Source organism: Staphylococcus succinus, assembly GCF_029024945.1.
In the GTDB taxonomy this organism is placed as follows: domain Bacteria; phylum Bacillota; class Bacilli; order Staphylococcales; family Staphylococcaceae; genus Staphylococcus; species Staphylococcus succinus.
The window spans coordinates 953,943-977,266 of the sequence record NZ_CP118976.1 but is presented as its reverse complement, the minus strand read 5'-3'; the positions used below and the strand labels follow the sequence as shown (position 1 = coordinate 977,266).

General features: G+C 32.8%; 26 protein-coding genes. 7 read left to right on the top strand and 19 right to left on the bottom strand.

Annotated features, from left to right (window positions below; all coding sequences use genetic code 11):
* Positions 1 to 59: 59 nt before the first annotated feature.
* Complete coding sequence (locus tag PYW31_RS04585) at positions 60 to 578, bottom strand: type 1 glutamine amidotransferase domain-containing protein (protein ID WP_046837874.1); 519 nt, start codon at positions 576 to 578, stop codon at positions 60 to 62.
* 100 nt (positions 579 to 678) lie between these two features.
* The gene (locus PYW31_RS04580; protein ID WP_101118258.1) at positions 679 to 849 is read right to left on the bottom strand and encodes an SE1561 family protein; all 171 of its coding nucleotides are present in this window, start codon (positions 847 to 849) and stop codon (positions 679 to 681) included.
* Positions 850 to 1,123: 274 nt separating this feature from the next.
* Between PYW31_RS04580 and yfkAB the strand changes: the two genes are divergently transcribed.
* On the top strand, positions 1,124 to 2,278 hold the full coding sequence (yfkAB, locus tag PYW31_RS04575) for a radical SAM/CxCxxxxC motif protein YfkAB (protein WP_046837875.1): 1,155 nt from the start codon (positions 1,124 to 1,126) through the stop codon (positions 2,276 to 2,278).
* A 43-nt stretch (positions 2,279 to 2,321) separates the two neighbouring features.
* Here the strand turns inward: yfkAB and PYW31_RS04570 are convergent, their stop codons facing one another.
* From PYW31_RS04570 to PYW31_RS04560, 3 genes are all read right to left on the bottom strand, one after another.
* Entirely contained in the window at positions 2,322 to 2,843 is a 522-nt protein-coding gene (locus PYW31_RS04570; protein ID WP_046837876.1) for an acyl-CoA thioesterase, read from the bottom strand.
* Between the two features lie 173 nt (positions 2,844 to 3,016).
* Positions 3,017 to 4,258, bottom strand: coding sequence for an aminopeptidase (locus PYW31_RS04565; protein WP_046837877.1), 1,242 nt, complete (start codon positions 4,256 to 4,258; stop codon positions 3,017 to 3,019).
* A 15-nt stretch (positions 4,259 to 4,273) separates the two neighbouring features.
* Positions 4,274 to 4,480, bottom strand: coding sequence for a DUF1128 family protein (locus tag PYW31_RS04560; RefSeq protein WP_082104728.1), 207 nt, complete (start codon positions 4,478 to 4,480; stop codon positions 4,274 to 4,276).
* Positions 4,481 to 4,613: 133 nt separating this feature from the next.
* On the opposite strand from PYW31_RS04560, the gene PYW31_RS04555 reads away from it, so the two are divergent.
* From PYW31_RS04555 to PYW31_RS04545, 3 genes are all read left to right on the top strand, one after another.
* A complete protein-coding gene (locus tag PYW31_RS04555; RefSeq protein WP_046837878.1) occupies positions 4,614 to 5,084 on the top strand; it encodes a low molecular weight protein-tyrosine-phosphatase in 471 nt (156 codons plus the stop codon).
* Positions 5,084 to 5,368 carry a hypothetical protein gene (locus PYW31_RS04550; RefSeq protein ID WP_046837879.1) on the top strand — a complete coding sequence of 95 codons (285 nt, stop codon included), beginning with the start codon at positions 5,084 to 5,086 and terminating at the stop codon, positions 5,366 to 5,368. Before PYW31_RS04555 ends, PYW31_RS04550 begins: the two co-directional genes overlap by 1 nt.
* 215 nt (positions 5,369 to 5,583) lie before the next feature.
* Positions 5,584 to 6,729 (top strand): YihY/virulence factor BrkB family protein, encoded by a 1,146-nt coding sequence (locus tag PYW31_RS04545; protein ID WP_046837880.1) that lies wholly within the window; start codon positions 5,584 to 5,586, stop codon positions 6,727 to 6,729.
* A 195-nt stretch (positions 6,730 to 6,924) separates the two neighbouring features.
* On the opposite strand, the gene vraR is transcribed toward PYW31_RS04545, so the two are convergent.
* From vraR to map, 5 genes are all read right to left on the bottom strand, one after another.
* Positions 6,925 to 7,554 carry a response regulator transcription factor VraR gene (gene vraR / locus PYW31_RS04540; protein ID WP_046837881.1) on the bottom strand — a complete coding sequence of 210 codons (630 nt, stop codon included), beginning with the start codon at positions 7,552 to 7,554 and terminating at the stop codon, positions 6,925 to 6,927.
* Entirely contained in the window at positions 7,544 to 8,587 is a 1,044-nt protein-coding gene (gene vraS / locus PYW31_RS04535; protein WP_046837882.1) for a sensor histidine kinase VraS, read from the bottom strand. The genes vraR and vraS overlap by 11 nt, the downstream gene beginning before the upstream one ends.
* Positions 8,584 to 9,285, bottom strand: a complete 702-nt coding sequence (gene vraT / locus PYW31_RS04530; protein WP_046837883.1) for a cell wall-active antibiotics response protein VraT — start codon at positions 9,283 to 9,285, stop codon at positions 8,584 to 8,586. The genes vraS and vraT overlap by 4 nt, the downstream gene beginning before the upstream one ends.
* 16 nt (positions 9,286 to 9,301) lie before the next feature.
* On the bottom strand, positions 9,302 to 9,688 hold the full coding sequence (locus PYW31_RS04525; protein ID WP_046837884.1) for a hypothetical protein: 387 nt from the start codon (positions 9,686 to 9,688) through the stop codon (positions 9,302 to 9,304).
* Between the two features lie 104 nt (positions 9,689 to 9,792).
* Positions 9,793 to 10,545, bottom strand: a complete 753-nt coding sequence (gene map / locus PYW31_RS04520; protein WP_046837885.1) for a type I methionyl aminopeptidase — start codon at positions 10,543 to 10,545, stop codon at positions 9,793 to 9,795.
* Positions 10,546 to 10,719: 174 nt separating this feature from the next.
* Between map and PYW31_RS04515 the strand changes: the two genes are divergently transcribed.
* A complete protein-coding gene (locus PYW31_RS04515; RefSeq protein WP_046837886.1) occupies positions 10,720 to 11,706 on the top strand; it encodes an FUSC family protein in 987 nt (328 codons plus the stop codon).
* A gap of 93 nt (positions 11,707 to 11,799) precedes the next feature.
* Here PYW31_RS04515 and gatD read toward each other — a convergent pair whose 3' ends face one another.
* Together gatD and murT are read right to left on the bottom strand one after the other, a co-directional pair.
* On the bottom strand, positions 11,800 to 12,519 hold the full coding sequence (gene gatD / locus PYW31_RS04510) for a lipid II isoglutaminyl synthase subunit GatD (RefSeq protein ID WP_046837887.1): 720 nt from the start codon (positions 12,517 to 12,519) through the stop codon (positions 11,800 to 11,802).
* On the bottom strand, positions 12,516 to 13,835 hold the full coding sequence (gene murT, locus PYW31_RS04505; RefSeq protein ID WP_046837888.1) for a lipid II isoglutaminyl synthase subunit MurT: 1,320 nt from the start codon (positions 13,833 to 13,835) through the stop codon (positions 12,516 to 12,518). The genes gatD and murT overlap by 4 nt, the downstream gene beginning before the upstream one ends.
* 169 nt (positions 13,836 to 14,004) lie before the next feature.
* Here murT and ftnA point away from each other — a divergent pair, with 169 nt between their 5' ends.
* Together ftnA and PYW31_RS04495 are read left to right on the top strand one after the other, a co-directional pair.
* Positions 14,005 to 14,505: an H-type ferritin FtnA gene (gene ftnA / locus PYW31_RS04500; RefSeq protein ID WP_046837889.1), complete on the top strand. Its 501-nt coding sequence runs from the start codon at positions 14,005 to 14,007 to the stop codon at positions 14,503 to 14,505.
* A gap of 292 nt (positions 14,506 to 14,797) precedes the next feature.
* Positions 14,798 to 15,355: a 3'-5' exonuclease gene (locus tag PYW31_RS04495; protein WP_046837890.1), complete on the top strand. Its 558-nt coding sequence runs from the start codon at positions 14,798 to 14,800 to the stop codon at positions 15,353 to 15,355.
* Positions 15,356 to 15,417: 62 nt separating this feature from the next.
* Here PYW31_RS04495 and dinB read toward each other — a convergent pair whose 3' ends face one another.
* The 7 genes from dinB to gatC form a co-directional block, all read right to left on the bottom strand.
* Positions 15,418 to 16,488 (bottom strand): DNA polymerase IV, encoded by a 1,071-nt coding sequence (dinB, locus tag PYW31_RS04490; RefSeq protein WP_046837891.1) that lies wholly within the window; start codon positions 16,486 to 16,488, stop codon positions 15,418 to 15,420.
* 215 nt (positions 16,489 to 16,703) lie between these two features.
* On the bottom strand, positions 16,704 to 17,252 hold the full coding sequence (locus tag PYW31_RS04485; protein WP_046837892.1) for a DUF3267 domain-containing protein: 549 nt from the start codon (positions 17,250 to 17,252) through the stop codon (positions 16,704 to 16,706).
* Positions 17,253 to 17,446: 194 nt separating this feature from the next.
* Complete coding sequence (rlmD, locus tag PYW31_RS04480; protein WP_046837893.1) at positions 17,447 to 18,808, bottom strand: 23S rRNA (uracil(1939)-C(5))-methyltransferase RlmD; 1,362 nt, start codon at positions 18,806 to 18,808, stop codon at positions 17,447 to 17,449.
* 130 nt (positions 18,809 to 18,938) lie between these two features.
* Positions 18,939 to 19,856: a diacylglycerol kinase gene (locus PYW31_RS04475; RefSeq protein WP_046837894.1), complete on the bottom strand. Its 918-nt coding sequence runs from the start codon at positions 19,854 to 19,856 to the stop codon at positions 18,939 to 18,941.
* Between the two features lie 194 nt (positions 19,857 to 20,050).
* Positions 20,051 to 21,478: an Asp-tRNA(Asn)/Glu-tRNA(Gln) amidotransferase subunit GatB gene (gatB, locus tag PYW31_RS04470; RefSeq protein WP_046837895.1), complete on the bottom strand. Its 1,428-nt coding sequence runs from the start codon at positions 21,476 to 21,478 to the stop codon at positions 20,051 to 20,053.
* Between the two features lie 12 nt (positions 21,479 to 21,490).
* On the bottom strand, positions 21,491 to 22,948 hold the full coding sequence (gatA, locus tag PYW31_RS04465) for an Asp-tRNA(Asn)/Glu-tRNA(Gln) amidotransferase subunit GatA (protein ID WP_046837896.1): 1,458 nt from the start codon (positions 22,946 to 22,948) through the stop codon (positions 21,491 to 21,493).
* A gap of 1 nt (position 22,949) precedes the next feature.
* Entirely contained in the window at positions 22,950 to 23,252 is a 303-nt protein-coding gene (gene gatC, locus PYW31_RS04460) for an Asp-tRNA(Asn)/Glu-tRNA(Gln) amidotransferase subunit GatC (protein ID WP_046837897.1), read from the bottom strand.
* Positions 23,253 to 23,324 lie beyond the last annotated feature (72 nt).

The window sequence follows — 23,324 nt, the reverse complement described above, 5'->3', positions numbered from 1 at the left end:
TATATTAACATATAACAATCAAAACTTAGCGCTATATATGATACAGTTTGACACACAAATTAATCATTTAATTGATTAACAATTTCTCTATTGAAATCATCTAAATCGTCAGGTGTACGGCTAGTCACTATATTATTATCTACTACTACTGATTCATCTACAACTTGTGCGCCTGCATTAGATAAATCTTTGCGTACGTTTAACACTGCAGTTAAAGTACGTCCATTTAAATCATCTGTATCTATTAAAATTTGTGGTCCATGGCATATGGCAAATGTTGGAACATCATTTTTAGTGAAATATTTAGCAAATGTACCATATCTACCTTCTGAATCACCACGTAAATGGTCTGGAGAGAATCCACCAGGGATTAATAATCCGTCATAATCTTCAGGTTGTGCGTCAGCAATACTTATATCAACAGTCGCTTTTGCACCATGTTTACCAACCACTTCACTATTAGCTTCGTCACCGATAATAACTGTTTCATGTCCCGCTTCTTCAATTGCTTCTTTAGGGCTTGTTAACTCACTATCTTCAAATTCATCAGTTACTATGATTGCTACTTTTTTAGCCATGTATAATCACCTTTCTCTATTTAAGTTCTATATGATATATAAACGAAAATACAGCAATTTAAACATTTCACTTAAAATTTTCTACAATCAAGTGCTGAAATTACTCCGAAGTTTTAGATACTGTTTTAACTTTTTCTTCTAATTGATCTAATAATCCTATCCACTCATCAATGTCTTCAACTTTCACTTCGTTTGGATTCACATGGTCGATATCATCGATAAATTTTTCTAATCTTTCTTTGATTTGATCAATCGTTTGGTTTTCATTCATTTTTAAAAGAAACTCCTTTTTATAAGATAACATTATCCTAACATGGATTTGACAAAATTTGGTAAAGTCTTAATAATATTTATAGTCGAAAAGAATATGTTGTGCCTTTTAGAATAACACACATACTGTCATTATTTTATTTTGAAAACTATAAAACAACTGTTATTTCAAATAAATCTCGTTAAAATTTTTATGTGAATGCATCATTTACTATATTAAATTATTGAAAAAAATATTAGAATGGTAAAAGCTAATAAAAAGGAAGTTTTAAATAATGTTAAAAACGTACACTTCAAATATAAAAAAACCTATCTCTATGACTAATGACCCGTGGGAAGCTTACAATGATATGCAATCACATAATGGTTTGACATTAAGCAATATTGAATTCACTACTACAAACTTATGTAATATGCGTTGTAGTCATTGTGCAGTAGGTTATACGCTTCAAACTGCCGATCCCGATCCGCTACCAATGGATCTCATTTATCGACGTTTGGATGAAATTCCTCACCTTACTACGATGTCTATTACTGGTGGAGAACCTATGTTTTCTAAAAAATCTATTAAAAATGTAGTGAAACCACTTCTAAAATATGCCTATGATCGTGGTATTTATGTGCAAATGAATTCTAATCTAACGTTACCATTAGATAGATATTTAGATATCGCTGAATATATTGATGTCATGCATATATCTCATAATTGGGGAACAATCGAATCATTTACCGATGTTGGCTTTGGTGCTATGGAAAAACAGCCACCTTTAAAAGCAAAATTAAAATTATATGATCAAATGATTACAAATTCTAGAACGCTTTCAGAACAAGGAATGTTTGTCTCAGCAGAAACTATGCTTAATCAAAGTACAGTCCCATATCTTAAGAAAATACATCAAGAAATCGTCAATGATATGAATTGTCAAAGACATGAAATCCATCCAATGTATCCTGCAGATTTTGCAAGTCAATTAGAAGTATTGTCACTTAAAGAAATGAAAGAAGCAATTCATCATTTACTAGACTTCCGAGACCCGAACACGTGGATGCTCTTCGGTACCCTTCCTATATATCCTTGTATCAATGATGAAAATGATCAAGCCTTATTACAACGATTAAGAAGTACAAATAATGTTTCGATGCGAAATGATCCAGATGGTCGAAATAGGCTTAATGTAAATGTCTTTACTGGAAATGTTATTGTCACTGACTTTGGAGATGAAAATGGTACAATTTCAAATATAAAAAATGACAAATTGCCAGATGTATTCAGTCAATGGTTAAGTTCTCCATTAGCTCAGTCTTTAAATTGTCACTGTTCAGAATTTAGCTGCTTAGGCCCTAATGTGTTAGTTAAAAATATGTATTATCAAAATACAGATTTCAAATCAAATGAACAACGTATGCATAATATATATCAGATGTCGTAAATAAAAAAGGTAAGCAAGGCTATTTCCCCTTGCTTACCTTTTTTTATTCTATATGCTGAAATTCAGATAAAAATGCGATTGTTTCTTTGCTTTCATCTCTACGTTCTTTTCTTCTTTTTACTCTGGTAGGTGCTGTCTCATGAAACCATTTTTCCGTTTTTGTTTCTGGATAAACCTGTGGCACTTCTTTAGGTTTACCCTCTTGGTCTAAAGCTACAAAAGTTAAAAAACTCAACGCTGCTAAGTGTCGTTCATCTTCAAATACATCTTCAATAATAATTTGAACACAAACCTCCATTGAAGATCTACCTGCATATGAAACCATTGCTTCGTACGAAACAATATCTCCTGTCTTGATTGGCTTTAAAAAATCTACTGAATCAGTCGAAGCTGTCACGACTTGTGCATTGCTATGTTTCATCGCTGTAATCGCTGAAATTTCATCTATATTTGCCATCAACATACCACCGAACATCGTATGATGGTGATTGGTATCCTGAGGAAAAACTTGTCTTGTTTTAATACTTCTAGCTTCAGACATAGACTTGCTTTTTGAACTTCCCATAGTTTAATCATTTCCCTTTCACATCTCTGTCATTTTCCAAAGTGTATTTTGAAAAATAGTCATTTATTTACAAACAAAAATAGCCTTTCAATCCTAGTTTCAATTCCCAATTTAATTTTCACTTATATTTATTCGTTATGCAGATTACATAACTCTATTTAATAAAACTACTGCTATTTTTTCGCCCAGTTACCTTGTTCAAAAACGAGTTCTTTGGCATCCTCTTGTGTAATACCATAAATCGTTAAATCAGCACTTCCAATCATAAAGTCAACATGTATAAGGGAGTCATTTAAGCCATGAGCAATCTTTTCTTCAGTTGTCATTTCTGTTCCACCTTTTATGTTAAACCCATATGCTGATCCCAATGCAATATGACACGACGCATTTTCATCAAACAGTGTATTATAAAAGATCGTATTACGATTAGATATTGGGGAATCATCTGGTACAAGCGCAACTTCGCCTAATCGTTTAGCACCTTCATCTGTATTTAATAAATCACGTAGTACTTCTTCACCTTTTTCCGCTTTATAATCTACGACCTCACCATCTTTAAACGTTAGTGTAAAGCCATCTATTATATTACCATTATGACTTAAAGGTAGTTTATTCGTAACATAACCATTTACATCCAAACGATGTGGCGCTGTAAATACTTCTTCAGTCGGAATATTTGCTACAAAACTTTGACCTTCACTAGTATAACTTGTAGCGTCTTCCCATATATGACCTTCTGGGAGACCAATTACTAAATCTGTACCTTCTGAAATATAGTGCAATGCTTTGTAATTCTTTTCTTGTAATCTATGTGCATGTTTACTTAAATCAGCTACATGTGCTTGCCAATTTTCTACAGGGTTGTTGCCGTCTACACGTACAATGTCTAATACTTCAGTTATGAATTTGCTATATGCCTCATCAGCAGGCAAATCTGGGTACACACGCGCAGCCCATGCTTTAGATGGGAATGCTGCTACACACCAAGGAAATTGATTCTTTTGACTTGCTTCCATGTAACTTTTATATGCGGTAGAATATTGTCTTTGGAAAGTTGCTAATTTATCACGATCAATGCCATTTAATAAGTCTGGGTCTTGCGTAATCAATGCTAAATTCGCTGCCCCTCTCTTGACATAGTCCATGCGTTTATCTACTTCATATGATTTCACTTCGTTATTTTCAAAATGCTCTACTGATTCATATTCAAATTTCAAACGTGACAGACGGTCATCACTATATTCTACTTTCACGTCAGAAGCCCCTCGTTTATAAGCTGCTTCTACTATGTAATGTGTCAGTTCAATAGCTTCGACACTTGAGCGAATAAAAACAGGTTGACCTTTTTGTACATTCATTCCTACACCGACTAATAGTTCGGCATATTGTTGTAATTTATTTTCTAATTGAGTCATAACCATACACTCCTTTTATTTACGAATTTGTCCTAGTGCATCCGCAATTGCAGATGCTTCACTTGGTGTAAATGATGCTTTAGATGTTACGTATTCATAAATCTCTTGTACTTCCTGTTCATCAGCACTTTTATAATTTTCTGGATTAATTAAACTTTGATTCACAAGATTCAATCGTTGTCTAATCTCTTCAATCATTTTTTCATTATTATTAGCTGTCACTATATTCACCTCTTTTTCAATTTATTTTATCAAATATGTGTACCTTGTAAAACTTTTCCGATAATAATGCTTTAGAAATGATTAAAAAAGCTTTAAAATGGGAACTAGGATTATATAATTTGGAGGTACACAAATGATTACAGTCGGATTCGTTTGTTTAGGTAATATATGTCGTTCTCCAATGGCCGAAGCTATTATGCGACAAAGATTACTTGACAAAAACATTACAAATGTACAGGTTGCCTCTCGAGGTACTGGTAAATGGAACTTAGACCAACCACCTCACGAGGGTACACAAGATATTCTCAATAGACATGACATAACATTCGATGGCATGATTAGTGAATTATTTACTTCTGATGATGATTTTGATTATATCATTGCTATGGATCAAAGTAATGTAGAGAATATTAAACAGATTAATCCTAACATTAGAGGACAATTATATAAACTATTGGACTTTAGTGATATGGAAGAAACTGATGTACCTGATCCATACTATACAAATAATTTCGAAGGCGTATATAAAATGGTACAATCATCTTGTGATAATTTAATTGATTTTATAGTTAAAGATTCAAATTTAGAGAGGGGTAAAGCATAATGCAAAACAAATTAATTCCAGGTATTTTATTAGGTGCTGTGATTGGAGGTTCTATCACATTAGCTGATAAATCAACGCGCCAATCATTAAAACAATCAATTAAAGATAAAAAAGAAGGCAATCGTTCTCAAAAACCTTCAGCGATTAAAAACATTAAGGATGAAGTGTTATATTGGAAGGATGCAGTCGAAGAAATTAGACGCAATAATCCAGAGTTAGAACGTTCTTTAAAAGATGCCAAAGACACATTTGTTGAACGCAAAAATAATCGTCTTAACGGATAAAATTGCACATTAAATATTGACGTTAATTTAATAATTTTTATAGACAATACCTAATCATTTGTTACTAGGTATTGTCTATTTATATAACACACAATATTTTTCAATGCTTGAACTTGCTTTTTTGCAAATAATATAGCAACACATATTTACCTTCTTCATTTTTTAAAGTATATTAAAGTGTATATTGAAAATAACGATACATAAGGAGATTTGATATGTCTAAAAAGAAGCGTACAACCTCTGAATTTCTAAATGACGTCAAAGAAGAGGAAGAAAAAAAGGCTAATCAAGCAAAAAAAGAACAAATTGAACGAGATCGTACATACATTACACCTGATGAATTTAAGTCAAAATCACCGAAGAAAAGCAATCAGGCTTTCTTCGTATCAAGAATTAATAAACCAGCAAAGTATACAAAGAATTCAAACTTTTTCTCTTATCTCGTTTATAGAATAGGAAAAGATGATGCATCTGGCTTATCAGCACAACTCTCTTATTATTTTATGTTGTCTTTATTCCCGATGCTATTATTTTTATTATCTATCGTCCCAGTTGTAGGTGTAAAGCAATCTACAATAAGAGATATGATTAAAGAACATGTACCGCCTGACTACGCACCTCAAGTATCAAGTATTATTGGCGATATTATGGGTAATGCAAGTGGTGGCTTGCTATCTATTGGTTTGATTGTAGCACTATGGTCAGCTTCTAATGGTATGACTGCCTTAATGAATTCATTCAATGTTGCTTATGACGTAGAAGATAGCAGAAACTTTATTGTTTCCAAATTATTAAGCGTATTATTTACACTTGCTTTAATTGTTGTGTTACCTTTAGCGCTTATTTTACCAACTTTCGGTGAACAAATTAGTTCATTATTATTTGGACCTATTGGATTAGGCGACCAAGTCAAATGGGTTTTTAATATCATTCGTGTGATCTTGCCATTGATTGTAGTCTTTGTTGCCTTTATGCTCTTATATACACTTGCACCGAATGTCAAAATTAAAATGATGTCTGTTATCCCAGGGTCTATTTTTGCTACTATAGTATTCTTAGTAGGTTCATACTTATTTGGTATATATATTTCAAATTTTGCTAACTACTCTAAAACATATGGTAGTATCGCAGGTATCATTATTTTAATGTTATGGCTATATATCACTGGTTTCATCATCATTATTGGTGCAGAAATCAATGCGATTATACATCAAAGAAAAATAGTTTCAGGCCAAACACCTGAAGAAAAAAAGCTTGCTAATATAGAAGAGAACAATTCAAATCAACAATCAAATTCAATTGAAACTGATTCAGACAATGTCTCAGATGACACGATTGAATCAAATAATCAACATAAATAGTTATTATAATACAACCAAACGTAGTTTATTACGTTTGGTTGTTTGTTTTTCAACACAATTTTGAATCATATATTTGATTTTAAAACTATGAGGATTTCTATAGCTATGTATAAATTAAAAAAGTTGAGGTGCGAATGCAATAACACTTTTTGCATTTATACCTCAACTTCTGATATTTTTTAAATAAGTACACTTCTATTGTATTAAATTATGTTGGAACGCATAAATAACTGCTTGTGTTCTATCTTGTACTTCCAATTTACTTAATATATTACTTACATGCGTCTTAACGGTTTTGATTGTAATATGTGAAGCACTAGCTATTTCTTGATTCGAGTATCCTTTAGCAATAAGTAATAAAATTTCCATTTCACGTTCTGTAAGCATTTCATATAACTCGGCACGTTGTTTCATTCTATTTCTCATTTTCACTAATACTTCTGCTTCAAATACAGACTCATCATTATATGTCTTACGTATTGCTTCAGCAATATCACTTGCACTTGTAGTTTTTAAAATATAACTGTCCACACCTGAATCTAAGGCGCGGTATACTTCATTATCCTCAATGTAACTTGTTAACATGACAACTTTAATATGAGGTAAATCTTTTTTAATAAGTTCTGTAGCTTCAACACCATCCATATCATCCATAAGTAAGTCCATGAGGATTAAATCTGGATTAAGTTGATGTGCTTTTTCTATCGCTTCATTCCCTGACTTACCTTCTCCTACAACATCAATATCTGGTTGTGTTGATAAATAACTAGAAATACCTATTCGTACCATTTCATGATCATCAACAAATAAAACTTTAATCGGCATATGAATCCTCCTTATTTAATGGTGCCTTAACTTCTATCCTTGTTCCCGAGTCTGGTAAAGATACAATATGATATGTAGCGCCAATTTCCAATGCGCGTTCTCTCATATTTTTCAACCCATAACTTTGTTCAGCCTTTTCATCTACATTAAACCCTTTACCATTATCTTGTATACGCAATAGCAAATAATCTGTTCTATTAAACAATTCAATCGTAACCTTAGTACCCTTAGAATGTCTCAAAGTATTAGAAATTGCTTCTTGTGTAATTCTAAACAAATGATCTTCAATACCCTTTGGTACTTTAAACTCTTCGATATCATGGACAACTTTCATTGGTACCTTTTTCTGTAAATCTACAACTAAATCTTTAATCCCTTCACCTAAGGATTTATCTTTTAAGCCGAGTGGTCTTAAGTGTAATAATAGTGCTCTCATCTCTAATTGAGAGTCTTGTATCATCTTTTCAAGTACTGGGATTTGTTGATCCAAAGGTGCTTCTAATTGAGATTCTTTGATAGCAGAAAGCATCATACTTGCAGCAAATAATTGTTGACTTACAGAATCGTGTAATTCACGTGCTAGTCTTTGTCGTTCATCTTCTATAATCTTTTTAACCTTTACATCGTTGATATTGTAAGATTCATTCGTCAAATTTTGTGTTTTCATTCTTAATTTGTGCACTTCTTGGTTTAATGGTACAAGCGTTTGATATAATTCTATCGTTTCATTATACAACTCTATATTTTGATCATTAATCCCTACAGTTTGACCTTCTATAGAACGTTCAATTTGTTCTTGTAACCAATGGTTCTGTTGATTAATTTTATAAGCTAATACTGATCCTACTATAATACAGAGCAATATAACCAATAAATTTAAAAATAGTAAAACTGGTATTCCAAATATTTGTGTATAAAACATACCTTGAAAGTACATGATGTTTACAAAGACTTTATCAATAAAGAATATCGCGAAAAATGTACTATAGACTAAAATTAACATGGATCCTATTGCTCTTAAGTAGTGATTCATTTATAAATCACCTCAACATCACCTAAGAAAGTTGAAACATAAATATTTACTGCGTAATTTTCAACTTTAGTCTCTTCAACAACTTTAATATTATTATTTTCCACTCTATATGCGTTTTCATTAATATATGCATTCCCATACAGCGTTGTAAAATGTAAATTGATGTTGTAATTCAATGGTACGATAATCTGAACTTTACCTAAAATATGACGAACTACAATTGTATTATTTTCTTTAATATTGGCTGCTTTAGACATATCTATATGAATATCGCCTACACCATGTTGTACTTGCAAATCTTCCCATTTATAAACATAGACCGGTGTTCTTTGTTCGCCGAACCACTTTTGCTTAATAAATTCAGGTGACTCTATATCTTCTTCTGTAGCTATGACTTTTAATGGTTTAAATTTATAAATAATATATCTTATTATTAATACGAGTAAAAATACAAGCAAGATGATAATTGTGTATTTATTTGATAAAAGTGTGAATGCTATCAATAAGACCCCAATCCAAAATGATAATAATCCACGTACTTTATGAAAATATAGGTAACCTACATAAACCAAAATACAACCAAGTAATAACACAAGTAAAAAGCCAATTTTTTCAAAAAATATGTAATAAAAATTGGCTATAATCATTAATGCTGTAAAGATAATTAACATCTCAGTTGATATATATTTATGTGTCATATTTCGCCACCTTTCTTCAAGCGACTAAACTCATTTGCGCGATTATATCACATTCTGTTTCAATATGTGCTCTTTCTGTTACTTGCTGTGATAAACTGGATTCCATTCGCGCGTATTCCGCTTCGATTTCATTTAGTTCTTTTTTTATATTTTCTATCTCTGAATTTTCAATTTCTTGCGCATAATAAATATGATGCTCTTCTAACATATCAATATATTTATTTTCTAAGACTAATGTTAAATTATCTATTAATTCTTCCACATAAGCTTTTCGTTCTAATAAGTATTTGATGTACATTTCAATGCTTCTTAATTTTTTATCAAGAAACTTTTGATATTCTACCAAACTGTTATGAAATGTGTGTTTCGTCATCTTTTCTAAGTATGTCGTAATATAATTCATAGAATCACCTCATCATCGATTAAACTCTATTATAAAAAATTTCCGGAGCCATTGATATAGGCTCCGGAACCATCTTATATTACGACTTTAGACCGAAACACAAGCTAATCTATTTTTGTAGTTAATACTGGCCCTTCTTTTGTCACAATGACTGTATGTTCAATTTGTGCTACAAAACTTTTATCTTTTGTCTCAAATGCCCATTCATTTTTACCTTCAGTAACATAAGTTGCTTTTGTAGAAATAAACGGTTCAACAGCAATAACTGTTCCTTCTTTTAATAAAGTTTTATCTTTAGGATCATAATAGTTCATAACATGACTAGGCGCTTCATGTAATGATTGGCCTACACCATGACCAGTTAAATTTTTAATTACTGTTAAATCGTTTTTACGTGCTGTTGCATGAACCGCTTTACCAATTTGGCTTAATTTTGCACCAGGTTTAACTCTTGTCATTGCTGCTTCAAAGGCTTCTAAAGCAACATCACAGACTTTTTGTTTTAATGGATGTGCTGATTCACCTACCACAAATGAAATACCAGTATCTGCGTAATAGCCGTTTTTCAAAGCTGAAACATCGATGTTTACTAAGTCCCCGTCACGTATCGTACGTTTTCCAGGTATACCATGTGCCACTTCTTCATTTACACTAATACATGTTTGTCCTGGGAAGTTTTCATCATGAATCGGTGCTGAGATTGCGCCATGTTCTTCAAATAACGCTTTTGCAATATCATCTAACTCTTTTGTTGTAATACCTGGTTTTGTAGCTGCTTGCATTTTATCTCTTACTAAAGCACAAATGTAACCAATATCTTTTAGTGCGATTAATTCTTCTTCTGTTTTTACAATCATATTATCCCGTTCCTTTTAATAAATTATATTCTTCCTTATTATAGCAGACTTTTTTTGATATAATAAATGAGAAAATTTGAACATGTATAGTTTAACATTTTGCTTGTATAATGACATCAACACTTTTACAATAAGTAAAAATGCTTAGCTACATAGACTACTGGGAGTTTTTCAATGAATGATAATTGGTATAAAAGAATCATTGGTGCGCGTACCCTCAAAACAGGGTTAGCTACCTTTTTAACTGCTTTTATCTGTTTAGCATTAAATCTAAATCCAATATTTGCTATTTTAACAGCTATAGTTACCATAGAACCAACAGCAAAAGCCTCTTTAAAAAAGGGCTATAAACGTTTACCTGCAACGGTTATAGGTGCTTTGTTCTCTGTAGTTTTCACATTTATATTAGGAGACCATTCTCCATTCACTTACGCATTAAGCGCCACATTCACAATCATCTTATGTACAAAGTTAAACCTTCATGTTGGTACTACTGTTGCAACATTAACAGCTATGGCCATGATTCCAGGTATTCATGAAGCTTATTTCTTTAATTTCTTTTCAAGATTATTAACTGCTATTATCGGTTTGGTTACTGCTGGGCTAGTTAACTTTATTATATTACCGCCAAAATACTATGACCAACTCGAAACATCTATCAGTGATACTGAATCTAAAATGTACGCCTTATTCTACGAAAGAATGCGCCAGTTACTATTAGGAAAATTCACAAATGGCGTCCCATATCGCCAGCTCAATGAGTTGTTAGATTTAAATCAAAAAATAGAAACCCTACTCTCCTATCAACGAGATGAACTGAGCTATCATAAACATCGAGATTCTGAATGGATTCGTCTTCGGGAGTTAACCACACGTTCACACACAAATAGGTTGTTTATAACACATTTATCCAACTTAGTTTATTTGCCTAAAGATACTCAAATTATATTTAGTTGCGAAGAACGCATGGCTATATTAAACATTGCCCAAAGTATTAATCAAATCTATACAACTGGTCATTTTGAACGTTATCAACAATCTGCATCATTACTTAAAACTTCTGTGAAAGGCTTAGACGAATTTGATGAAAACCAATTAAAAAGTCATGTTATCTATGAAATTTTATTAATATATCGTATATTAGATCATCGTTTCGCTTAACACATTTTCTTAAATGATTTTAAAAAGAGGCAACACACGCAATAGGTGTGCTGCCTCTTTTTAAATTCAATATCCAAATTGCGATTTATAAATTTATTTATGTGTTGAACGGTTAATGATAACTTGCTTAGCGGCTTCTTCTTCTGTGTTATCTACATTTCTTGGTTCAAAAAGAATGCCCTTGCGTTCACAAGCTTTTTCTAATAAATAATCAGTAATTTCATGATTTTTAGGTAATATAGGCCCATGTAAGTACGTTCCAAGTAAATTTTTATAATGAATACCTTCTTTAGCATCATCATCATTATTACCATAACCGTAAGTAACGTTACCTAATGTACCGAAAGAATGATACGTTCGACCGCCATGATTTTCAAATCCTACAATCGTACCAAATGTATCACTTTCGATTACAATATCCCCAGTAAGTCTGTCTTTTTGTGATTCAGTATAAAAATCCAATACATTCAATCCCTCAAGTTCTGTACCATCGGGTGTAATATATTTACTGCCTAAAAACTGATAACCACCACATATTGTTAAGCCAGGCATACCGGCTTCAATCGCTTCTTTTAATTTATCTTTGATTTTACTTAATTCTTTAGTAGCAAGTGCTTGTTCCCGATCACTGCCACCACCAATAAAGAAGATATCACATTGATCGAGTGTCACACCTTCTGTTTCGTTAATATTTCTAACCTTCAAATCTATATTGCGTAATTTTGCTCGTTGTCTTAAAGCGATGATATTACCTATATCACTATATAGATTTAATTTATCAGGCATGAAATGATAAACTGTCAATTCATTCATTTAATTTGCCCCTCCTCAAAAGAGTGGTTTAATTGTTCTAACATTGGCGCTAAAGAAGTATAGTTAGGAATCGCAACCGTAAAGCTTTCCTTATAATCCATAGATTTAGCAGTGGCTTTATATATATCTTTTTCTAAAATAATTGGTGTTTCCACACCTGCTAATTTTAGTCTGAGCTGTAATTCTTCTGCACGCGTTCCTGTTACTATAATCGCCTCAATTTGTTGTCTTCTTAGCTTTTCAAAGTCTGCATCATATATCCATGATGTATCTCTGCCATCTGCTGCATTATCATTTAAGCTCAAAACATAAACTTTACTACCTTCGAGTTGCTCACCAACTGATAAACTTGCATTCATTCCCGCTGGATTTTTAGCAAGGTTTATCATTGCTTCTTTCTCATCTTTCTTAAAGTACTGCATACGACCATTATTTGAAGTATACGTTTCAAAACCATTTTTAATCGCTGCATCATTTAGACCTAATTCTTTCAATACAGTATAGGCAGCAATTGCATTATAAGCATTAAAATCTCCAGCAATTTTCATATTAAATGTTGTATTGTCCACACTTAAATCAATAAATGGTGTTAAATCAAAATGCGATACTTCATATTTCGTATCTTCTCGTTTAAAACCACATTCACAATGGTAATGACCGATTTGATTATATTGAATATAATCATAATGTAATAAGCGACCACAGTTAGGACAATAGCGACTCTCATTCATTGTACTCTGCTCAAATTCATGGGCATGTGCCTTCATACCATAATAAACAACTGTATCACTTGCGATCTTCAACCTACTTACAAATGGATCATCTGCATTTAGCAACAGTTTTATTCCCTTGTTACTAATCGCATTAGCAATATTATTTACCATAATATCTATTTCCCCAAAACGATCCATTTGGTCACGGAAGAAGTTAGTGACAACCATCATTGTTGGCGTGACTTCGTTAAGTACCCTCGGTATTGAGCCTTCGTCTATCTCAATAACCGCAATTTTAGTATTTTGCTTAATTTGCAAAATAAACGCTGAAGTTATACCTGCAGCCATATTCGCACCTTCATTATTATGTATGATCTCGATATTGTTTGCTTTTAGTGTATGCCCAATTAAATTTGAAGTTGTTGTTTTCCCATTTGTGCCACTTATAAAAACAATCTCGTCTACTTGAGATGCTAATTTTCTTAATATATTTTTATCTACTTTTCTAGCAATTTGACCAGGTAAGTCCGTTCCCTTTTTTCCAACGGCTTTGCTGGCCTTTCTCGCCATTATTGCTAATCGAGTTGCAGTCCAACGTCTCATCTACTTCCTCCTCTTCTCTCCACTCAAAATATTATAACACGATTAAGTTGTATTCCAAACAATTCTCAACGCTAATTGCCATTTTCATTCCCAGATTATAATTATTATTATTTACTAATGAGAATAGATTTGATATACTTTAAAAAACGATAAATGGAGGCTATCACTTATGTTGAAAAAAGACTTATTAGATGCTTTGAATGACCAAATGAATCATGAATTTTTCGCTGCCCATGCATACATGGCTATGGCTGCATATTGTGACAATGGATCTTATGAAGGTTTCGCAAACTTTTATATTCAACAAGCGAAGGAAGAAAGATTCCACGGACAAAAAATATATGACTATATTAACGATCGTGGCGAACACGCTAAATTTACAGCTATCCCTGCGCCAAAATCAGATTTCAATAGCATCCTTGAAACTTTTGAAGATGGTCTAGCTCAAGAAAAAGATGTTACACGTAGGTTCTATAATTTATCTGACTTAGCGAATGAAGATAAAGATTATGCAACTATTTCATTCTTAAATTGGTTCTTAGATGAACAAGTTGAAGAAGAATCTATGTTTGAAACACATATTGATTATTTAAAACGCATTGGGGACGATAGTAATACGCTTTACTTATACGAAAAAGAACTTGCTGCCCGCACGTTTAACGAAGAATAAATTCGTCAATATATCATTGACTTGTACAACTTAAGTTCATAGGTCTCAGATTGACTCTCCCTTCAACAAATAATTTGAAGTGGAGAATTTTTTAATTCCGTTAAAACGTTCGTCTCAGCTATATACTTCATTTATATCCCAAATCATTCATTGTAAACCCTTGATAATAACTTCTATTTAATTTTTCTACTCCCTATTAAAATTAAAACTTATCTAATCTAGTTAACTTGACTAACAGAATAGAATTATATAAAGTCATTACATATTGATATATAGAAAGGAATCTTGCTTAATGCAATCTGACGCATTCATTGCTTTAGACTTTGAAACTGCAAATGGTAAACGTACAAGTATTTGTTCTGTCGGTATGGTGAAAGTCGTTAATCATCAAATCACAGAAACTTTTCACACTTTAGTGAATCCAAACGATTATTTTTCACAACAAAATATTGCTGTCCATGGTATACAAGCAGACGAAGTGACTGATGCACCAACGTTTGATGCAGTATTTCCTTATATGATGCAATTTATCGATGGCTTACCTGTCGTAGCACATAACGCAGCATTTGATATGAATGTTTTACATGAGAGTATCAAAGCTATTGGTACAGTTACACCGAACATGACATACTTTTGTTCGTTACAATTGGCACGTAGAACGATTAAACACCATCGTTACGGTTTAAATTATATGATGGAATATTATAATTTAGACTTCCATGGCCATCATGATGCGCTTAATGATGCTAAAGCTTGCGCAATGATTACGTTCCGATTATTAAAGCACTATGATGACTTAAATAGCATGCTCAATGTCTATGGGAAAGATTTAAAAGAAAAAGACGCGTAAAAATGAATCGCCTTTAAGGGTGGTCATTTTCACTCGTCTTTTTTTCATATTTTGATCACACATTATATATAATCATAGATTGTCATATTTTCAAATGTAGCTTTTTCTAAACTCCCTACTGTTACCCCAACTAAACGAATAGGTATATCAGCATCTTTTAACTCAGTGTATAAACTATATGCAATATTATAAATATCTGTTTCATTTCTTATAGGATCTCTTAAACTTCGCTGTTTAGATAGTGACTCAAATTTAAATGTTTTTATTTTCACTGTAACTGTCTTCCCTGACTTTTGTAATTTCGCCAAGCGTTCTGCAGTTTTATTACTCAATTCCCAAAGCTTTTGCAGGATTTGGTCATCATCATTCATATCCATAGCAAATGTACGTTCAGTACCTACTGACTTTCTAATTCTAGTAGACTTTACTGGATTATAATCTATACCTCTCGCTTTATTATACAAACCATGTCCACGTTTACCAAACAATCTTATGAGTTCTCGTTCGCTTTGGTTAAACAAATCTTGTCCATTATATATGTCATGTTCATGCATTTTTTCTTTTGAAGCTTTTCCTACTCCAGGAAAGTCACCAATATCTAACCCCATCAATATTTTATGCACGTTATCATAATCAATCACAGTAAGCCCATTAGGTTTATTCATACCACTGGCTAATTTCGCTAAAAACTTATTATAAGAAACGCCTGCCGAGGAAGTTAATCCTGTTTGCTCAAATATATCTCTACGTATATATTGCGCTATTTGGGATGCTGCTAAATCCGCCCTTACTAAATGTGTGATATCTAAATAAGCCTCATCCAATGACAACGGTTCAACAATGTCTGTATAACTTTTAAATATTTTCATAATTTGATCAGAAGCCGTTCTATAGGCCTCAAATCGCGGAGAAAGATAATAACCATTGGGACATAATTTATGTGCTTGAGCGGTAGGCATTGCAGAATGTACACCGTATTTTCTTGCTTCATACGATGCCGTTGAAACTACGCCTCTGTTACTCGCTTTACCACCTACAATGACGGGCTTTCCTTTTAGTTTAGGGTTGTCTCTCATTTCAACTTGTGCGAAAAAATAATCCATATCTATATGAATGATACGTCTTTCTGTCAATGCGCTCACCTCCTATACTTATGAAATTCCTTCCTTTTTTATTATCTTAACTTGTTACATCTATTTGAACTTTATATTTGCTCACATCATTATAAACATAAAAAAAGTTAGCTGATACTTGCTCTAAAAGTACTTTATGTTGAAAAATCAACGCACTTTTGCAAGCTAACAACTAACAAGTGATAAAAATAAATTAAATATTTTATTCCATATATTTATTCTACTTCTGCCGGAAACTGCGCTGGGCTTTGCAAGTAAAATATAATACCTTCTTCAGTATCTTCTATATATTTTACTTTACCATTAAATATGCCCGATAAAAAATACATATCCAACAAACAATATCCAATATGGAAACTTGCAATAAAAATAATGGATGAGAGTGTAAATAAGGAAAATAGAATTAATAATATTGTTGTAACGATAACTAATGGAGCCAACATGATAGTGATGTATTGCCATTTTTTAAAGTAAACATTGGGCATATGTGTTGTAAACATACCTGATCGAATACGATACGTAGGTTTATTGCCTTTTGATAACAAGCGGAACATAATATTATGGATAAACTCATGTAAGACATAAACTATCGCGAAGCCTGCAACACCGTACAAAACGTTAAATAAAATATTCTGTTCGATTATATGTGTAAACGTATATGCTAATTTATAAAATAATAAAATGCTAATCATCACTATAGTAAATTGAAATAGCATGAAACCTTCCAATGCTTTTTTGCTGGAAAGTAATTCAATTTTAAACATTAGTAAGCCCTCCATCTCGCTCTCTATTACCTAAAGTATACAACGATTGTAACCACTAATAAAGGGCATTTCAAGAAAGTTAGTTGCTTGTAACTGAATTTTAATAAACTTACTTGATTTGCAATAATCTGCAATGTTGAGCTAACAATTTTTAAAAATAAATTCCACACAATATTTGTCTATACTACTGTCGTCTAACGTCTTTCAAATTGGGCCACTGTTTCAACATGTGTTGTATGCGGGAACATATCAACTGGCGTAATTTGAGTTAATTTATATTGTGTTGCTAATTGTTGAGCGTCACGTTGCTGTGTTGATGGATTACAAGAAATATAGACGATTTTTCTAGGATTTAATTCTAATAATGTATCTAAGAAACTTTCGTCACACCCTTTTCGTGGTGGATCAACCATTACTACATCTGGTTTAATACCATCTGCTTTCCATTTTAAAATAACTTCTTCTGCCTTACCACAGACAAAAGTAGTATTTTCAAACTGGTTTAAGGTCGCATTTTGTTGCGCATCTGCAATCGCTTCAGCCACAATTTCCACACCATAAACATGCTTAGCCTTAGGTGCCATATAGAGACCAATTGTTCCTATACCACAATACGTATCTAGCACTGTTTCTTCACCTTGAAGTTCGGCGTAGTCTATGGCTTTTTGGTATAATTTCTCAGTCTGTACTGAATTAATTTGATAAAAAGATTGATCATTTATTTTAAATGTAACATCTGATAACGTATCTTGAATTTCATCTTTACCGTATAAAGTATAAGAAGTTTGACCCATAATAACATTTGAATGTGTATCATTAATATTATGTTTAATGCTTACTATGTTAGGAAAAGCAGTCAATAATTTTTCAACCATAATTGCACTTTGCTTGAACTTTTTACCATTCGTCACAAAAACGACCATGAGTTCTCCTGAATGGTGGCCCGTTCTAATGACAACATGACGCATAAGTCCTTGCTTTTTATGCTCATTATAAGTACTCACGTTAAGCTCATTGAACCATAATTTAATTTTATTCATCACATCTTGATGAATATTATCTTGTATCAAACACTCATCCATATCTATAATTTGATGACTTCTTTGTCGATAGTAACCCATAATAACATTTTGTTCATCATTTTTTCCTACTGGAATTTGTGATTTGTTACGATAATACCAAGGGTTATCCATACCAACTGTATCGTGAATTACAGTATCTTTAAATCCAGCTTTGCGTTGAAACAAATTAATAACTTGTTCTTTTTTCATATTTAATTGAGCTTGATAAGTCATATGCTGTAACTGACATCCTCCACATTTATAGTAATATACACACGGAGGCTCAACTCTTTCTTCACTTTTCGCTTTAATATCAATGAGTTTTCCAATAGCAAAATTTTTCTTAACTTTTATGACTTTGTATTCTATCGTTTCATTAATCAATGCGTTTGGGATAAAAATTGGATACCTATCTAACTTAACGACACCATGCCCTTCATGTGTTAAATCAATGACTTGCCCTTCTCTTACTTCATTCTTTTCTATTACATTCATTATTTCACCCCACATTAAAAGAGGTTAGGAGCATCTAATGTCTGTACCTAACCTCGTCGTTGTATTTTTAATTTTTTCGACTATTTATTTTACCTTAAAAGTCACAAAGGATTCAAGCTCATTTAATTTATTATTGCTCTATTAACTCTTGATTATTAATGTCACTCGGTGTATATACTTCTATATGTTGTTTTAAATTCAAGAAATTACCCGGAAGTTTACCACCATATTCTCCATCCACATTTAATTGCATATCAACGAATGATGAAACGCTTATTGCTTTCGCTTTTTTATAATGGACTTTAGGATGCTTAGTATGCTCTCCCCTTGAAGCTAATGACATAATATGTCCTAGTTCAGCAAGATTGGCTTTTTCCACAATGATTAACGTAAAATAACCATCATCTAATTTAGCGTCAGGTACTAGCTTTTCAAAGCCCGCCATAGAATTCGTCAAGCCTAATAAGAATAATAATGCCTCACCTTGGAAAACTTCGTCGTCATATTCAATGCGAATATCAACAGCTTTCATTTGCGGCAACATTTCGAAGCCTTTTATATAATAAGCAAAGGGTCCAACAATGGATTTCAACTTGCTTGGTGTCTCATATGAAACTTGTGTTAGTTGTCCTCCAGCAGCTAAGTTTATAAAATAACGACTGTTCATCTTACCAATATCTACGCATGTCGTGTGTCCTTCTATAATAACATCTATGGCACTCATAATATCACTTGGCAAATGTAACGCACGTCCAAAGTCATTGACAGTCCCCATAGGTATAATCCCTATATTGGGTCTATTGGGTTGTTCCGCAATTCCATTGATTACTTCATTAAGTGTGCCATCACCACCTGCAGCTATTAATACATCATAATTTTGCTCTAAACTACGTGTAGCTTCGGTCGTTGCATCTCCAACTTTTTCCGTTGCGTATGCACTCGTTTCGAAACCTGCTTTTTCTAATTTAATTAAAACATCTGGTAATGTTCGTTTAAATAATTCTTTACCTGATGTTGGATTATAAATGATTCTAGCTCGTTTTCTCATATTTTATCCCTCAACTTCGTTTACTCATTATCTATATTAAATGATTTAGTTACATGATAAAAGCATTTAGGTTGAATTTTATTGAATAAGTACGAAGTTATAAATAAATGAAAGGGCCCGTAAACAGTCTTTGTCTACAGGCCCGAACATTTTATAGGATTTACTTCTAAAATTAAGCAATCCTATCTATCATTTTATCGCTTGTCTAATTCTTGTTTTAATAATTGATTCACTAATTGAGGATTAGCTTGGCCTTTTGAAGCTTTCATAATTTGTCCAACTAAGAAGCCCATCGCCTTACCTTTACCATTTTTATAGTCTTCAATTGATTGTTCATTATTATCTAATGCATCATTCACAAATTTTAGAAGTGTAGCTTCATCCGAAATTTGAACTAAACCTTTATCTTCCATAATTTGTTTTGCGTCCCCACCATTTTCAGCAAGTTCTGGGAACACTTTTTTAGCAATTTTACTACTCATAGTACCATCTTCAATTAATTTAATCATCCCAGCTAAGTTCTCTGGAGTTAATTTCGTGTCTAATAAATCTACTTGATTTTTATTTAGATATTCATTAACGCCACCCATTAACCAGTTTGAAGTTAATTTAACGTCGGCACCTGCAGCAACTGCGCCTTCAAAGAAATCAGACATTTCTTTTGTTAAAGTTAATACGTGAGCATCATAAGCAGGTAAGCCGAATTCGTTCACGTATTTTTCTTTTCTTTCGTCTGGTAACTCAGGAATAGTTTGACGAACACGTTCTTTCCAAGCTTCATCTACATATAAAGGTACGATATCTGGCTCTGGGAAGTAACGGTAATCGTCAGATCCTTCTTTAATACGCATTAATAGTGTTTTACCATTAGACTCGTCAAAGCGGCGTGTTTCTTGTAAAATTTCTCCACCGTTTAATAATTCTTCTTCTTGGCGTTTTTCTTCATACTCCAGACCTTTACGAACATATGTGAATGAGTTCAGGTTTTTCAGCTCTGCTTTTGTACCAAACTCTTCTTGACCATATGGACGTAATGAAATATTAGCATCACAACGTAGTGAACCTTCTTCCATCTTACAATCAGAAACACCAGTGTATTGAATAATTGCACGTAGTTTTTCTAAATATGCATATGCTTCTTGTGGTGAACGAATATCTGGCTCAGAAACTATTTCAATTAAAGGTGTCCCTTGTCTGTTTAAGTCAACTAAAGAATAGCCATCTTTATGTGTTGATTTACCAGCATCTTCTTCCATGTGTAAACGTGTAATGCCTATACGTTTCGTTTTACCATCTACTTCAATATCAATATAACCATTTTCACCAATAGGTTGGTCAAATTGTGAAATTTGATACGCCTTTGGATTATCTGGATAGAAATAGTTTTTACGATCAAATTTAGATTCTGTTGCAATATCCATGTTGAGTGCCATTGAAGCTCTCATTGCCCAATCAACAGCACGTCTATTTACGACTGGTAATACTCCAGGATATGCAAGGTCAATTACGTTTGTGTTTGAGTTAGCTTTTGCTCCAAAATGTGCTGGTGCTGGAGAGAACATTTTAGATTCTGTTTTTAACTCAACATGGACTTCTAGTCCAATAACTGTTTCAAAATGCATGATTTCCACTCCTTATAATTTTTCGTATTCATTATGAAAATTAAATTTTGTTTCATATTGGTAAGCGACACGATATAACGTCTTCTCATCGAAAGGTTTTCCAATAAATTGTAAACCAATTGGTCGACCATTTGATTGACCACAAGGAACGGAAATACCTGGTAAACCAGCTAAGTTTACAGGTGTCGTTAATAAATCATTCGCATACATTGTAAGTGGATCATCAATTTCTTCACCTAAATTAAATGCAGTTGTTGGTGTTGTTGGCCCTACTACTACGTCATAGTTTTCAAAAATACGGTCAAAGTCGTTTTTAATTAGCGTTCTTACTTTTTGAGATTTCTTATAAAAAGCGTCATAATAACCTGAACTTAAGGCAAACGTACCTAAGAAGATACGACGTTTAACTTCTTCACCAAAGCCTTCACTTCTAGACATTTTATATAATTCTTCTAATGAATTAGCTTCTGGTGAATGATAACCATATCTAATACCATCAAAACGGGATAGATTTGATGAAGCTTCAGATGATGCGATAACATAATAAGATGGAATACCGTATTCAGTATTTGGTAATGAAACTTCTTCAACTGTTGCGCCTAAATCTTTTAATGTTTCTACTGCTTGTTCAACTGAAGCTTTCACTTCTTCTGAAACACCTTCACCAAGGTACTCTTTAGGTAATGCAATTTTTAGTCCTTGAATATCTTTACCGATGTCTGAAGTGAAGTCCGAATCCTCGACAGGTGCACTTGTTGAATCATTTTCATCCAAACCTGTTATGGCTTCTAACACTAAAGCATTATCTTTAACGGTACGTGTTAATGGTCCGATTTGATCTAATGAAGATGCAAACGCAACTAAACCAAAACGAGATACGCGGCCATAGGTAGGTTTTAAGCCTACAATTCCACAATATGCTGCTGGTTGACGAATTGAACCACCTGTATCAGAACCTAAAGTAAATGGAACAAGTCCTGCGGCAACTGCTGCTGCTGAACCACCAGAAGAACCACCAGGTACTGCACTGTGATCAAATGGGTTTATTGTTTTTTTGAAGTAAGATGTTTCCGTAGAACCACCCATTGCAAATTCATCCATGTTAACTTTACCGATAAGTACCGCTTGCTCATTATGTAATTTTTTCATTACAGTAGATTCATAGATAGGTACAAACCCTTCTAACATTTTACTTGCGCAAGTTGTTTCTACACCTTCAGTAATAATGTTATCTTTAATGCCCATTGGAATACCGAACAATTTACCTTCCATTTGGTCTTTTGCTTGTAATTCATCTAATTCTTGAGCTTTTTTCAAAGCATTTTCTTTATCTAAGGCAAGAAATGATTTTATTGTAGGATCAGTTTCTTCAATAGCATCATAAATATCATTCACAATTTGTGAAGGTTTTATTTCTTTGTTTTTAATTAAGTTGATCAAATTTTCAACAGACTCATAACGGATGGTCATCTTAAGCGTCCTCCTCATTCATGATAGATGGGACTTTGAATTGTCCATCTTCCGTTTCTTTAGCATTTTTTAATGCAAGCTCTTGAGGAATGCCCTCGATTGCTTTATCTTCACGTAATACATTTTGTAAATCTAAAACATGATATGTTGGTTCAATATCGTTTGTATCTGCTGTATCAATATGGTTGGCGAAATTCAAAATACTTTCTAATGTACCTTGCATTTCAGTAGTTTCATCTTCAGTAATTTGAAGTCTAGCTAAATTAGCTATATGCTCAACTTCTTCACGTGTAACTTTAGCCATTAAATAAAAGCCTCCTTTTTACTCATTCATTACAAAATTGTACCAAAATTTCGTCTAAAAATCTAAGTTTTT